This window comes from Pontibacter amylolyticus (assembly GCF_014638845.1).
GTDB classification, from domain to species: domain Bacteria; phylum Bacteroidota; class Bacteroidia; order Cytophagales; family Hymenobacteraceae; genus Pontibacter; species Pontibacter amylolyticus.
The window spans coordinates 35164-50163 of sequence record NZ_BMFP01000009.1 but is presented as its reverse complement, the minus strand read 5'-3'; the positions used below and the strand labels follow the sequence as shown (position 1 = coordinate 50163).

12 protein-coding genes are annotated in these 15000 nt (G+C 49.0%); 8 read left to right on the top strand and 4 right to left on the bottom strand.

Annotated features, from left to right (window positions below; genetic code table 11):
* Positions 1–33: 33 nt before the first annotated feature.
* The 4 genes from IEV97_RS18715 (at position 34) to groL (ending at position 3986) form a co-directional block, all read left to right on the top strand.
* A complete protein-coding gene (locus IEV97_RS18715; RefSeq protein ID WP_188503021.1) occupies positions 34–1389 on the top strand; it encodes a DUF8458 domain-containing protein in 1356 nt (451 codons plus the stop codon).
* 1 nt (position 1390) lies between these two features.
* Positions 1391–1771: a preprotein translocase subunit SecG gene (gene secG, locus IEV97_RS18710; RefSeq protein WP_188503020.1), complete on the top strand. Its 381-nt coding sequence runs from the start codon at positions 1391–1393 to the stop codon at positions 1769–1771.
* A gap of 250 nt (positions 1772–2021) precedes the next feature.
* Positions 2022–2312, top strand: coding sequence for a co-chaperone GroES (groES, locus tag IEV97_RS18705; protein ID WP_116542610.1), 291 nt, complete (start codon positions 2022–2024; stop codon positions 2310–2312).
* 36 nt (positions 2313–2348) lie between these two features.
* Positions 2349–3986 carry a chaperonin GroEL gene (groL, locus tag IEV97_RS18700; RefSeq protein WP_188503019.1) on the top strand — a complete coding sequence of 546 codons (1638 nt, stop codon included), beginning with the start codon at positions 2349–2351 and terminating at the stop codon, positions 3984–3986.
* Positions 3987–4132: 146 nt separating this feature from the next.
* On the opposite strand, the gene IEV97_RS18695 is transcribed toward groL, so the two are convergent.
* The 3 genes from IEV97_RS18695 to IEV97_RS18685 all read right to left on the bottom strand — a co-directional run bounded on the left by IEV97_RS18695 (position 4133) and on the right by IEV97_RS18685 (position 7211).
* Positions 4133–4771 (bottom strand): hypothetical protein, encoded by a 639-nt coding sequence (locus tag IEV97_RS18695; RefSeq protein WP_188503018.1) that lies wholly within the window; start codon positions 4769–4771, stop codon positions 4133–4135.
* Positions 4772–4854: 83 nt separating this feature from the next.
* A complete protein-coding gene (locus IEV97_RS18690; RefSeq protein WP_229734033.1) occupies positions 4855–5454 on the bottom strand; it encodes a hypothetical protein in 600 nt (199 codons plus the stop codon).
* Between the two features lie 170 nt (positions 5455–5624).
* Entirely contained in the window at positions 5625–7211 is a 1587-nt protein-coding gene (locus IEV97_RS18685) for a peptide MFS transporter (RefSeq protein ID WP_188503017.1), read from the bottom strand.
* A gap of 213 nt (positions 7212–7424) precedes the next feature.
* Here IEV97_RS18685 and pckA point away from each other — a divergent pair, with 213 nt between their 5' ends.
* The 3 genes from pckA to IEV97_RS18670 all read left to right on the top strand — a co-directional run bounded on the left by pckA (position 7425) and on the right by IEV97_RS18670 (position 10578).
* Positions 7425–9041, top strand: a complete 1617-nt coding sequence (gene pckA, locus IEV97_RS18680) for a phosphoenolpyruvate carboxykinase (ATP) (RefSeq protein ID WP_188503016.1) — start codon at positions 7425–7427, stop codon at positions 9039–9041.
* Positions 9042–9177: 136 nt separating this feature from the next.
* Positions 9178–9894 (top strand): 16S rRNA (uracil(1498)-N(3))-methyltransferase, encoded by a 717-nt coding sequence (locus IEV97_RS18675; RefSeq protein ID WP_188503015.1) that lies wholly within the window; start codon positions 9178–9180, stop codon positions 9892–9894.
* A gap of 18 nt (positions 9895–9912) precedes the next feature.
* Entirely contained in the window at positions 9913–10578 is a 666-nt protein-coding gene (locus IEV97_RS18670; protein ID WP_188503014.1) for a DUF4159 domain-containing protein, read from the top strand.
* Between the two features lie 139 nt (positions 10579–10717).
* Here the strand turns inward: IEV97_RS18670 and IEV97_RS18665 are convergent, their stop codons facing one another.
* A complete protein-coding gene (locus tag IEV97_RS18665) occupies positions 10718–11260 on the bottom strand; it encodes a hypothetical protein (RefSeq protein ID WP_188503013.1) in 543 nt (180 codons plus the stop codon).
* 141 nt (positions 11261–11401) lie between these two features.
* Between IEV97_RS18665 and smc the strand changes: the two genes are divergently transcribed.
* Entirely contained in the window at positions 11402–14944 is a 3543-nt protein-coding gene (gene smc, locus IEV97_RS18660) for a chromosome segregation protein SMC (RefSeq protein WP_188503012.1), read from the top strand.
* Positions 14945–15000 lie beyond the last annotated feature (56 nt).

The window sequence follows — 15000 nt, the reverse complement described above, 5'->3', positions numbered from 1 at the left end:
TCATTACATAGCACCATTACCCTTAACCCTTACATGAACAAATCTGCCTTTCTTAAACTGATCAAGCAGGTGTCCGACATTTCTGACCAGCAGCAAAGTGAGCTGGAGCAGGTGGCGGCGACCTTCCCTTATTGCCAGACGGCCCATCTGCTGCTGGCAAAGTCAGCTTATGACAGAGGCAGCATGCTCTCCACGCAGCGTCTGCGCCGGGCCTCGGCTTACGCCACAGACCGGCAACTGCTAAAACGCATCATTTACGCCGCTCCCGTACTGGAGCCGGTTTATGCCGAGGAACAGGAGGAGCTCATTTCGGAGGAAACAGCGACCACTCTGTTGGAAGCTGTCATCACTGAAGCTGAAACCACAGTGGATACGGAGCAATCCGTTACTAGGGATGCTGAATCAACAGTTGCCGTATCTGATCCGGAAGAGGCTGTCCAGGAGGAAACGTTGGAGCAGGTATACAGCCCTGCCCCTTTCGATCAAAGTGCATACCTAGTCGAAGACACAACAGAATTCGACACAAAAACTCCTGATGCAGAGATAGATTCAGAACTTGCCTTGTTGTTTACCTTTAACAGCATCAGCTCTTCTTCTACTGACTTGCTGAGTCAACGGGAAGATGAAAGCCTGGATGAAGTAGTTGAACAGGCTCACTTCACAGAAGCAGCCGAAGCACTGCACGACCTGGAGCAAGAGCAGCAGCCCCAACTTCATACCTTTGCAGAAGAGCCGCTTGATGAACCAGACGCTGAGGCGCAGGTTATACCTGATCTGCCATCTGAGTCGAATCCGGAAAATGTACTTGCTGATGGAACACCGCTAGCTGAAGCTTCGGAATCCAATGTTGAGCTGTTTGATGAAGATGCTGAAGAACCGGCACAGGCAAATGCGGAGGATGCCGAGATCAACTATTCGTTTGACGAAATTGACCGCCTGTACGCCGAAGATGCCCTGGGATATTGGATGGGCTCCAGCCGCCTGGGCGAAGTACTGCAGCTGAAGGACGATTATACCCGGACACGCCCCCTTGGCTTCCACCCGGAACTGATTTTAGAGTATAGCAAAACCCACGAGCTCGAAAAAGCAATCCAGCCAACGGCGCATGTGCTCAGCAAACAGCTTGATATTATCGACCAGTTTCTTAAGCTCAACCCGAGGCTCAAGACCATGGCCAGCCTGAAGCTAAAGCCTGAGCCACAGGAAGATTTATCGCTCAAAAGCTCTAAAATAAAGAAAGGGATGGCGACGGAAAGCCTGGCCAACATCTTTATAAAACAAGGAAAGCCCAAAAAAGCTGCTAAAATTTATGAACAGCTTATTTTGAAATATCCGGAAAAAAAGTCTTACTTTGCCGAACAGATCGAGAAATTACAAAACATAACATAAAATGTATATCGCCCTAATCAGTATCATTCTTTTCATTTGCGTACTTCTTATATTAGTAGTACTTGCTCAAAACCCTAAAGGCGGCGGACTATCAAGCCAGTTCGGTGGCGGTGGTGCCAGCCAGTTGATGGGTGTAAAGCGCACAGGCGACCTGCTTGAGAAACTGACCTGGGGTTTTGCCATCGCGTTGGTAGTACTGACACTTGGTACGCACATGATGATCGACAGCAGCACGGATACAACTATCCGCAGCGTAAACGAAGAGCGTGCCCGCCAGATGGGTACTCCGGCAGCTCCAGCTCTGCCAGGAGCCGAGTCTGAAGGCGACATGTCGATCCCTGACGCAGCTGAGATCCCTACCATGACAGACACTGCCCAGTAGCATTAAATATACCTGAGAAAGCCGGCCTCTAAAGCCGGCTTTTTTGTTTTGGCCCCTCACCTACTGACACACCCTCCTGCCTGTTCTCGCTTACCTGACACAGCCTGACAAAAATGTCAGTCAACGGGTGGCCGAAAGCTGCTAAAATGGCTCGAATTGGCAGAGAAACGGCCTTGGCACAGGAAATGATAGGGACAGTATGGTTTCAACGTTATATCATTAACCACAAAAACTAAAAACATAACAAACTATGTCAATCAGCATTAAACCATTAGCAGACAGAGTGATTGTAGCTCCTGCTGCAGCAGAAGAAAAAACGAAGTCTGGCATCATCATTCCGGACACTGCTAAAGAGAAGCCACAGCGCGGCGAGATCGTGGCTGTAGGCGAGGGCAAAGTATCTGAGCAAGGTGCTCTGATGAAGCCACAGGTTGCCGTTGGCGACCAGGTGTTGTATGGCAAGTATGCAGGTACTGAGATTTCAATCGACGGCAGCGATTACCTGATCATGCGTGAGTCAGATATCCTGGCTATCCTTTAATCCATTCCATTTAATTAAAAACTAAGCAATATAACTATGGCTAAGAACATCACATTTGATGCTGAAGCGCGCCACAAGATTAAGTCTGGCGTTGACAAACTGGCAAATGCTGTAAAAGTTACCCTCGGTCCGAAAGGCCGCAACGTAATCATCGATAAGAAATTTGGTGCCCCTACCATCACGAAGGACGGTGTTTCAGTAGCGAAAGAAATCGAGCTGAAAGACGCGATCGAGAACATGGGCGCTCAACTGGTAAAAGAAGTTGCCTCTAAAACTGCTGACCAGGCTGGTGACGGTACTACTACTGCCACTGTACTGGCCCAGGCTATCTACACAGCCGGTATCAAAAACGTAGCGGCAGGTGCCAACCCAATGGACCTGAAGCGCGGTATCGACAAGGCGGTTCACGCTGTAGTTGAAAACCTGCGTTCGCAGTCTAAGAAAATAGAAAACTCTTCTGAAATCGCTCAGGTGGGTACTATCTCTGCCAACAACGACTCTGAGATCGGTAAAATGATCGCTGATGCGATGGACAAAGTTGGTAAAGACGGTGTGATCACGGTTGAAGAAGCAAAAGGTACTGAGACTGAGGTGAAGACTGTGGAAGGTATGCAGTTTGACCGCGGTTACCTGTCTCCTTACTTCGTAACCAACCCGGAGAAGATGGAAGCCGAGTTCGACAACCCGTTCATCCTGATCTACGACAAGAAAGTTTCTACCATGAAGGAGCTGCTTCCAGTATTGGAGCAGGTTGTGCAGACTGGTAAAGGCCTTGTTATTGTGGCTGAGGACGTGGACGGTGAGGCGCTTGCTACCCTGGTAGTAAACAAACTGCGTGGTTCCCTGAAGATCGCTGCTGTAAAGGCTCCTGGCTTCGGCGATCGCAGAAAAGCTATGCTTGAAGACATCGCCATCCTGACTGGTGGTACTGTGATCTCTGAAGAGCGCGGCTACAAGTTAGAGAACGCGACACTGGAATACCTGGGTAAGGCTGAGAAAATCATCATCGACAAGGATAACACGACCGTGGTGAACGGTGCTGGTCAGAAAGATGATATCGTAGCCCGTATCAACCAGATCAAGTCTCAGATGGAATCTACTACATCTGACTATGACAAAGAAAAACTGCAGGAGCGTCTTGCGAAGCTTTCTGGTGGCGTTGCCATCCTTTACATCGGTGCTTCTACTGAAGTAGAAATGAAAGAGAAGAAAGACCGTGTGGACGATGCGCTGCATGCGACTAGAGCTGCTGTGGAAGAAGGTATCGTAGCCGGTGGTGGCGTAGCCCTGATCCGTGCGCTGGATGCCCTGAACAACATTGACGTTTACAATGCAGACGAGCAGACAGGTGTAAGCATCATCAAAACTGCCCTTGAGTCTCCACTCCGCACGATCGTAGCCAACGCCGGTGGCGAAGGTTCTGTAGTAGTACAGGCTGTTCGTGAAGGCAAAGCTGACTACGGTTACAATGCCCGTGACGACAGATACGAAAACATGTTTGCGGCCGGTATCATCGACCCAACCAAAGTAACGCGTCTGGCACTTGAGAACGCTGCTTCTATCGCTGGTCTGCTGCTCACTACTGAATGTGTAGTATCAGAAGAGCCAGCTGAGGAAGGTGGCGCTCCAGCCGGTATGCCAGGTGGCATGGGCGGAATGGGCGGCATGATGTAATCGACTCCCATAGTCTGTATATAACAAAGCCCCGGGCCTGCTGGTCCGGGGCTTTGTGTTTTATAATTCCTCAAACTAAACTTATTCTATTGCTAACATTCAATAAACCTAGTAGCATTGTAGGTCTAGGCAGACTCTGTCATATTTTACAAATCCCGAATACGGATCGTGATATCATGTGGTGCTGTTTCATCACCACCAAAATAAGGGTAGAGCATATACCCGCTCCCATATCCGCTGCAATTCCTAGGCAAACTAACTTTCACACCATTAACGCTAAACAAATAGCTCTGACTCAGCAAACTGATTTCGTAAGTGTAAGGTTTGTCGAGATCGACAGATGTAATATATTTATAAGACCATTTTCCACTATTATAGACATAGCCTAGAATCTCCAATCTGTTGTTATACCAGCGCCAACCATAGCGGGCGCTGTTGTTTTGGTGAAGGCTCCCGCAATCAGACATACCATATAATTTATTAATATCAGCCTGATTGGTTACCAGTACAGTAGTATAAATAGCTGATTTATCAAATACAGCCTCAAATCGAAGTAAGTTTGTTTTAATGCTTTTATAGGGACTAGTTGTAGAATGTTGCCCTTTTCGTATAAGGTATGTAGAATATGATGTAGGTTTGCCTTTTTTCGCATTAACTGTTTCTACGGAGATTGACGTATCCGCATTCTGTTTCGGTATAGGATGATCAACGTTATCACAGGAAATGATTATGAAAATAACCAAGTAGGATATAAAGTTTCTTGATAATGCTGTTTTTACAATCATACTCTACCAACCTTAAGTGTAACATGATAATGCTAGTTTATACGCACATTATCTGAATAGAAACATAATTTATTGTTATATTATTATTTAATATACCTAATCCAGATCGTGATATCATGCGGGGCCGTCTCATCTCCGCCGAAGTATGGGTATAGTTGGTAATGGCTGCCCGCCGTGCTACAGTGACGCGGCAATACAACCTTCGTGTCATTTACCTGAAAGGTATACGCCTTCTCTCCCAGCACGAGTTCATATCTGTTTGTCTGGCCAGGCTGCACTGAGGTAATGTAGGCTGTGTTACGTTTCTTGTTACTGTAGGTATAGGCGTGAATTTCCAAACGCCCTTCGTACCAGCGCCAACCAAAGCGCGCGCTGTTGGTATGGTGGTCTGTCTGACAGTCAGAGAGGCCGTACAGCTTGTTGATATCAGCCTGATTGCTCGGCAAAAGAGTCGTGTAAATGGCTGTACTGTCGAAAGTCGCCTCAAAGCGGATGGCAGAAGTTTCGACAAACTTCAATGGGCTCTGAGTCGTGTGTCCACCTTTTTTGATGGTATAAGTAGCGCTCGCCGGCTCTGGTACAGGAGTATCAGTTTTAGTAGTCGTAGTTGTCTCTACCTCGCAGGAGAGAGCTACAAACATAATAGAGGCGGCTACAAAAAAGCGCCAGGTCAATGAATGCATGTAAATAGTAATGTGGCTAAAAGTTGAAATTTTAGATTAACACAACGCCACAAGCTTACAGGCAGTTCAGCATCAATCCAAAATTTTTCGCAATAGCACGAATAGCACTTTAAAAACAAAGAGCCCGCACCTGTTAAAGTGTGGGCTCTTTTTATAAGAGAATATTCAGATTAGTGAATACCGTGCATCCACTTGCGCATGATCGGAGTCAGCAACAGCGCCAGCACGGCAAAGCCGAAGGCTACATAAGCGATCTGCTCAAATACGCCTGTGTAAACCAACAGGGAAGCCATACCTGTAGCAGCCTCGCCTTCGGTACCGCTCACGGCAGTCAGCTTAGCGATAAGGCCAGCAATGTAGTGCGCGAAAGAAGATGACAGGAACCAGATACCCATGATAAAGGCCACGATCTTCTTCGGAGAAAGCTCCGTTACTTTAGAAAGACCCACCGGCGAAACAAACAGTTCACCTGTTGTGATGAACATATAACCAAGGATCAGGAACCAGATAGATACTCTGCCTTCAGCGTCGGCGTAGTTGGCACTCCAGGCAAAGATCAGGAAGCCCAGGCCGAGCTGTGCTATACCCAGCGCAAACTTAACCGGCGTGAATGGGTTGACACGACGCTTGGACAAGAACACCCACATGGCCGAGAATGGCAGGGCAAACAGAATGATGAAGAAAGGGTTGATCGAGTTGGTCTGAGCCGCATTCATGAACGTAAGGTTCACGTTACGCTCAGCAAACAGCGTGAGTGAAGAACCCGCCTGCTCGAAGAATGACCAGAAAACCGTGATGAAAAAGGTAAGTAAAATTACCACAAACAGGCGCTGGCGCTCCATGCTGTCCACTTTCACCAGGTTATAAATCAAAACAAGCGCAATAACCGGAAGCAGGATGTAGTTCATCACGATGTGCATGATAGAACCATCAAAGATCGTTTCGCCAAAACCTGGCAGATCAAGCGTGCCATTAAACAGCAGCAGACCGAAAACCGGGAGTGACAGGAAGCTCAGGATAGAGATCCAGGCCTCTTTAGTGATGCCTGCCACACGCTCCTTGATAACTGCCGGCTCCGGAGGAAGACCGTTGTTACCAAAAACACCGCTACGGCCACCCTGCCAGAACATGATCAGGCCGAGCACCATACCTACGCCGGCAGCGCCGAAGCCGTAATGCCAGCCATAGGTCATGCCTAACCAACCGCAGATGAGCGGTGCCACCATCGCGCCAATGTTGATACCCATGTAGAAGATAGTGAAACCCGCATCGCGACGCGTATCACCCTCTTTGTAAAGCGTACCTACCATTGTTGAAATATTCGGCTTGAAAAAACCGTTACCTACAATCAAAAGGGCAAGAGAACCGTAGAAGAAAACAGGATGCTCAATGGCAAGGGCAAAGTGGCCCAGCGCCATCAGAACGGCACCCAGCATGATGGCTTTGCGGTAACCCAACAACCTATCGGCAATCATGCCGCCAATTACAGGAGTGGCATAAACTAAGGCCCCATAAGCTGCGTAGATACCAATTGCGATCTCGTCGCGGTTGGCAAAAGACTGAAACAGGTTATTTACCATGTATAGCACCAACAGGGCGCGCATGCCGTAGAAGCTAAAACGCTCCCATAGTTCGGCGAAGAAAAGGTAGAAAAGTCCCTTCGGATGCCCGAACATCTCCGGTCCGGTAGGGTCAGCGCCAATCGGTGCGTTTTGCTCACTTACCTGGTCAGTAAGCGTATGATCTTGATAAGACATAGGGTTTGTTAGTTGATTGTTTAGTTAGTTTAGCATACAAAGAAGGTAAATATATCGGTTTAAACACTTACTGACAAATTTTTTTGGTGGAACGCCACTTGCAGACCTCTTTTTTAATTATAGCGACTAATCTTATTTTAATATCTAATATTTTATATTTTTGTAGCACCGTTGTGAAACAAACAGTTCACTTAAAAACCCCTTTATTTTCAAATGAAAGAATCTGGTAATAAATCAGGCAAAGTAGGTCTGGAGAGCCTGGGCATCAAAGAAGCGAAAGAAGTGCTCTGGAACCTCACTCCTGCCGAGCTAGTGGAAGAGGCTCTGAAAAATGGCGAAGGCGTACTCACTGACACTGGCGCCCTGATGTGTGACACAGGCAAATTTACAGGTCGTTCTCCGAAGGACCGCTTTGTGGTGAAGGACGCCAAAACCGAAAACACCGTTTGGTGGGGCGACATCAACATCGCGTTTGATCCTGAGAAGTTCGACAGACTCTACGACAAAATGGTTGATTTCCTCAAGGATCGTCGTCTGTACGTACGCGACGCCTATGCAGGTGCTCACCCCGACTACCGTCTTGATCTGCGCATCGTCAACACACAGGCCTGGCACAACCTCTTCTGCAACAATATGTTCCTGCGTCTAGAGAAAGAAGAGCTTAAAGACCATAACCCTGCTTTCACCATCATCTGCGCCCCTGAGTTTGAAGCTGATCCCGAAGTTGACGGCACGCGTCAGGCTAACTTCGCGATCATCAACTTTACCCGCAACATCATCCTGATCGGTGGCACTGGCTACGCAGGTGAAATGAAGAAAGGGATCTTCGGCGTGTTGAACTACATCCTGCCTGAGGAGAAAAACACCCTGTCTATGCACTGCTCTGCCAACGTAGGCAAAGACGGCGACACGGCTATTTTCTTCGGATTGTCAGGCACGGGCAAGACGACCTTGTCTGCTGACCCAAACCGTGGTCTGATCGGTGACGACGAGCACGGCTGGACCTCTGACAGCGTGTTTAACTTCGAAGGAGGTTGCTACGCCAAAGTAATTGACCTGACACGCGAAAAAGAACCACAAATCTGGGATGCCATCAAGTTTGGCGCCATTGTGGAGAACACGCGCTTTATTGAGGGTACTCGCACCGTTGACTATGAGAATAAGTCTGTAACAGAGAACACGCGCACAGCTTATCCGATCAACCACATCGACAACGCGGTAGAGCCATCCAGAGCTGACATTCCAAAAAACATTTTCTTCCTGACGGCCGATGCGTTTGGTGTACTGCCTCCAATCTCTAAGCTGAACACAAGCCAGGCCATGTACCACTTTATTTCTGGTTATACTGCAAAGGTTGCCGGTACGGAGGTAGGTGTAACAGAGCCACAGACAACGTTCTCTGCTTGTTTCGGAGCTGCTTTCCTGCCATTGCACCCTACCAAGTATGCGGAGATGCTCGGACAGAAGATGAACGAGAACAACGTAAACGTTTGGCTGGTAAACACAGGCTGGACAGGTGGTGCCTACGGTGTAGGCTCTCGAATGAAGCTACCTTATACCCGCGCCATGATTACGGCTGCCCTGAATGGTGAGCTTGACAACGTGGAGTACACGAAGCATCCTGTCTTCGGGGTTGAAATGCCTAACACATGCCCAAATGTTCCGGCAGAAATCCTGAACCCACGCAACACCTGGTCAAACAAGGAAGAGTACGATGCGAAGGCCACTGACCTGGCTGCTAAGTTTGTAAAGAACTTCAGCAAGTATGCAGATGGTGCCAGCGAAGACATCCTGGCAGGTGCGCCACAGGTAGAAGTTTCGATCGACTAACTTAAAGTTATCGACTAAGAAAGCCTTCCTGCATAAGTAGGAAGGCTTTTTTTATGGAAGTCCGTCTGTTTCCTTGTTACAAAAATGACTACATTCGTATACCTGTAGCAGGCTTTATACATCAACCAATCATACCGTGCACTTATTCTATACCCCCGACATCAGTTCTGAAATCTACACCCTGGCCGAAGATGAATCAAAGCACTGTACCCGTGTACTGCGCCTGCAGCAGGGGGACACGGTATACCTGGTGGATGGCCGGGGCACAAGGTATACGGCCATTATTCAGGATGCGCACCAGAAGCGCTGCCAACTGCAGATAATTGACAAGCAGCTGGAATATGGCAAGCTCCCCTACTACGTGCACATCGCCGTAGCCCCAACCAAAAACATGGATCGTATTGAGTGGTTTGTAGAAAAAGCCGTTGAGATTGGCGTCAGTGCGATCACCTTTCTGGATTGTGAGCACTCCGAACGCAAGCACTTGCGCCTCGACCGGATTGAAAAAATTGCGGTGAGCGCCATGAAGCAATCACAGAAGGGCTACCTGCCACAACTGAATGAAATGACGCCTTATGAGCGGTTCATCAAAACCTGTATACCGGAAGATACTTTTATCGCACACCTGGAGGACGATGCCACCAAATCGATCCGGGATTATTATAAACCAAACCGCCAGCATTGCATTCTTATTGGTCCGGAAGGTGACTTTTCTACGGCTGAAATTGCTGCGGCCTACAAGCTAGGTATAAAGCCTGTCACGCTGGGCCAGAGTCGACTGCGTACCGAAACGGCGGCCTTGGTCGCCTGCCACACTTTGCACGTACTACACGATATCTACTCCCCGTTATAAACTTACAATGTCCAGCCTATGAAGCGCTCACTCCTGTTCCTATACCTGATCCTGTTTTGCGGTGTACTGGCTGCACAGCAGAAGTATAGCTTTAAAATAGCCAAGCTAAAGTATAACGGAGGGGGCGACTGGTATGCAAACAAAACTTCGCTGCCTAACCTGATCAAGTTTTGTAACCAGAATCTCAATATGAACATCGCGTCCGAAGAAAGTGTGGTAGAGGTTGGGAGCCCGGAACTCTTTACGTATCCCTTTGTACACATGACGGGGCATGGCAACGTGGTGTTCTCAGACGCGGAAGCGCAGAACCTGCGCAATTACCTCATCAGCGGCGGTTTCCTGCACATCGACGACAACTACGGGATGGACCAGTACATCCGGAAAGAGATGAAAAAGGTGTTCCCGGAGTACGAGTTCGTAGAGCTGCCCTTCGACCACCCGATCTACAGCCAGAAGTATACCTTTAAAAATGGCCTGCCCAAGATACATGAGCATGACAACAAACCGCCTCAGGGTTTTGGGATCATCCACAAAGGCAGACTCATTTGCTTCTACAGCTACGAAACAGATTTAGGAAACGGTTGGGAGGACGCAGAAGTGCACAACGACCCCGAAAACAAAAGACAGGAAGCGCTACAGATGGGTGCTAATATCCTAGCTTTTGCCCTCACGCAGTATTTATAGCATAACTATATCACTTCACCCAGCGCAATCAGCCAGTTGCACTTCACCAGTCAGTAGGAAATTATTTCTTCATTCAGATTTGACTTATCCATTTAGGGAGAGATTATAAGAGGAGCCTTACAACGGTATCAAGGTATAGCTAGTACTGTTTCCTATTAAAAATCTCTGAGAGGATAAACGCCTGACGAACAGACTGCGGATTGTGCAACAGCTCACCGTAAATGTTCGGAACTACTTTTCGTTCTTGTTTCTTAATTTCGTAAAGGGCATCCGCAGCAGCAATGCGCTCTTTCCTTTGCTGGTTATAAAGACGGGCTTGTTCCGGATTTTCCAAGGAAAGGGCCCGGTTAGGTGTCCGCTCTTTGGCGACGGTGACAGGCTGCAAAACAGGTTTCGGCTTCTCTACAGGTGCTCTGTTCTGCTCGTTGGCGCGCTCCATCTTGCTTTGCATCTCACGCAAAATATCCTCAAAAGAAGTTGCCGGGGCTGCAGGTCTTTGCTGACGGGGCTGAGTTGGGGCGGCAGGCATTGGATGGGGTCTGGGGCGGTCCTCCAATGGCCGCTCCTTCGGTGCTGGTGGTCTCCCATCGTCATCCGGCGTCTTGAAGGCTTTGCGCCAGGCGCTGTAGATGAAATAGGCTACGATGGCCAGTATGTACAGGATCAGTTTAAAATCTTCCATGCTCTTGGTCTCCTATCAAATATAGTAGAATTAATGTGTTTCACCCCCATACTTCCTGCATATTTATACTGCGCCCTAGTGATATGGTAAACAAATTAGTCTTATTTTTGAGTTTGGTTTGAATAGATTCCGCTGACGCGAATGCAAGTATCAAGATTAGAGATTAAAGGATTCAAGAGTTTTGGCGACCGTGTTGTCATTAATTTTGATGAAGGTATAACAGGTATAGTAGGCCCTAACGGCTGTGGTAAGTCCAACATCGTGGATGCCATCCGCTGGGTGCTGGGCGAGCAGAAAACCCGCAACCTGCGCTCCGACAAAATGGAGAATGTGATCTTCAACGGCTCCAAAACCCGCAAGCCGGTGCAGATGGCCGAGGTGTCCATCACCTTCGACAACAACAAAGGCATCCTTCCCACTGAGTACTCCCAGGTGACTGTTACCCGCAAGTACTACCGCAACGGCGATAGCGAGTACATGCTCAATGGCGTCACCTGCCGCCTAAAAGATATCAACGAACTGTTCCTTGACACAGGTATAGGCTCTGACAGCTACGCCATCATCGAGTTGAAGATGGTGGACGAGATTCTGAACGATAAGGAAAACTCACGTCGTCTCCTCTTCGAAGAGGCCGCCGGTATCTCTAAATTCCGTGTTCGCAAAAAGCAGACGCTGAAGAAACTCGAAGAAACGGATGCGGACCTCGAGCGTGTGGAAGACGTGCTCTTTGAGATCGGCAAGAATATGAAGACGCTGGAACGTCAGGCAAAACAGGCCATTAAGTACTTCCAGCTAAAGGATGACTACAAAAAATTCAGCCTGGAGTATGCCCGCCGCAACATTAAACAGTACCAGCAAACCCTGGAACGACTGGATCAGGATGTGCAGCGCGAAACTGAGCTGAAAGAGGGCTACGTACTGGCCGTAACAGAAGCTGAAGACGCTATAGCCGACCAGAAAGCGGAGCTGAACCTGACACAGGAGCAGCTGTCGGAAATGCAGAAAACCATGCAGGTGCAGACCGCCAAACTGCGTCAGCTGGAAAACGATATCAAACTAAAATCCGAACGCAGCAATTTCCTGAAAGAGCGAATGACGCAGCTACGGCAGCAGATCAGTCAGGATACCGCTAACCTGGAGCATACCCAGGAGAGCATTGTGGAGTTGCGCGACGAGCTGATGCAGGTACAGGACAGCTTTGCAGGAGCTGAAGAGCAGGTGAATGCTTTGAAAGAGCAGCTGCAGGAGGCCAACGAGCAGAAGCTTAGTCTGCAGGAAGCCTTTCAGGAGTTGTCGCAGGAGCAGCGCAGCAAGCAGAATGCTGTATTCCAACTGAACAAATCGCTTGAGATCAGCCAAGTTCAGATCCACAACCTGACCCAGGACCTGGAGCAGCTTCGAAATCAGCAATTGACAGCCGACGAAGACGCCGTGGTACTGCAGGAGCAACTACAAGAGGCTCAGGCCGAACTCGAGGAAAAAACTTCTACCCTGGTGAGTCTGCAAGCCCGAGAGGAATCCCTGCTGCAGAACATTGAGAAAACAGAAACCGATATTGAAGGGCTGAAAGAGCAGTTGGTAGCGCTGAACAGGAAGCGTGATGCCCGACAGAACCAATACAACCTGACCAAATCGCTGGTGGAGAACATGGAAGGTTTTCCGGAAGCGATCAAGTACCTGGCGCAATCAGACGATTGGAAGAAACCGGCTCCTCTCCTATCAGACATCATCGTATGCGAGCCTGATTATAAATCGCTTATAGAAAGTTACCTCGAGCCCTACATGAACTTCTTCGTGGTGGAGGAACTGCAGGATGCCGTGGAAGCGATTGCCTTGCTGAAGCAACACAACAAAGGTCGCGCTAACTTCATTATCTTGTCAGAGATCGAAGAACTGGAGCCTACCGCTACCTTCAGCGAGGGTAATCTGAAGGCGGCCTTTGAGGTTACAAAAGCCGACAAGAAGTACAGCAGCCTGCTGAAGTATATGCTGCGCAACGTGTATATCAGCGACGAAACCGAGGACGACTTTTCGATAGAAGATTACCGCACGATCATCCTGAAAGACGGCTCTGCCATTAAGAAACCACTAAGCCTTTCCGGAGGCTCGGTAGGCCTGTTTGATGGCAGCCGCCTGGGTCGTAAGCAAAACCTGGAGCAGCTGGCCGAAGAGTTGGAGCAGCTACAGCAGGAAGTGGAACTGATGCAAAGCCGAATCAACGCCCAGCAGCAGATCTTGCTCAACTACCGCAGCGAGTCTCAGAAAGACGCTATAAAGCAACTAGAAAAGGAAGTTGCCAAACTCCAGCAGGACCTGCTCACAGTCCGCATCCGAAATGAGCAGCACCAGCAGAACCGTCAGAATTTTGTTCAGAAGCAGCAGGAACTGCAGCAGCGCCTTGATGATTTGTATGTGCAGAGCCAGCAGGTATCCCCTCAGGCCGAGGAGGACATGCAGGAACTGAAGCAGTTGGAGGAACAGTTAGCTGTGCTCACTTCACAGATCAATCAGCAGCAGGAACAGATCACGGTCATCTCCGGGATGTATAACCAGGAGAACATCCAGTTTCACCAACTCAAAAACCGCTTTGGCTCCCTGCAGCAGGAGATCAGCTACAAACAAAAGACGGTTGAGACGAACCAGGAGCGTATTGCCGGTCTGCGCCAGGAGATGCAGAAATCTGAGGAGGAAACGGTTGAGGCGACGGATTTCATTGAAGAAAATGAGGCGCTGGTACAGGCCATGGTCGAAGCCCGCCGGGAGTTTGGCTATGAGTTGGAGGAAGTAGAGAAGAAATACTTCAGCCTGCGAGGTGAACTCGACGAAAAAGACAAGACCATCCGAGAGTTACAGCGTAAGCGCCAGAATGCCGATGAACTTCTGATGCGCATGCAGCAGACCATCAATGATACGCGCCTTAAGCTTGTGGCTGTACAGGAGCGCCTGGGTGCTGAGTTCAACATCGCGACCGAGGAACTGGAGCAACCTATACCTGAGATGGCGCACGACGGGCTGTTTGAGCTAAGCAATGAGGAGCTGAACAAGAATATTTCTGAGATCAGGGTATCGCTGGACAGAATGGGCCCGGTGAATGCCATGGCCGCCGAGGCGTATACCGAGATTGAAGAGCGAAACAGGTTCATTACCGAGCAGCGTGACGACTTGGTGAATGCCAAGAACGCCCTGATCGATACTATCAACGAGATCGACACGGTGGCCAAAGAGAAGTTCCTGTCTTCCTTTAATGAGATCAAGCAGAACTTTATACGCGTATTCCGCAGCCTGTTTACCGAAGAGGACAACTGCGACCTGGTGCTGACTGATCCGAAGAACCCGCTCGAGTCGCGCATCGAGATCATGGCCCAGCCAAAAGGCAAACGACCCCTGACGATCAACCAACTGTCGGGTGGTGAGAAGACGCTGACGGCCATCTCCCTCCTCTTCGCGATCTACCTGCTTAAGCCGGCACCGTTCTGTATTTTCGACGAGGTGGACGCGCCGTTGGATGATGCCAACATCGACAAGTTCAACAACATCATACGCACCTTCTCAAACGAGTCGCAGTTCATTGTGGTAACGCACAACAAGCGCACGATGGCCTCTACGGACGTGATGTACGGCATCACCATGATCGAGGCAGGTATATCACGGGTTATACCTGTAGATCTGAGGCAGATCGCTTAGTTTATAGCTATACCTTTAACACAAAAGGAGCCGCTCTTAATAAGCGGCTCCTTTTG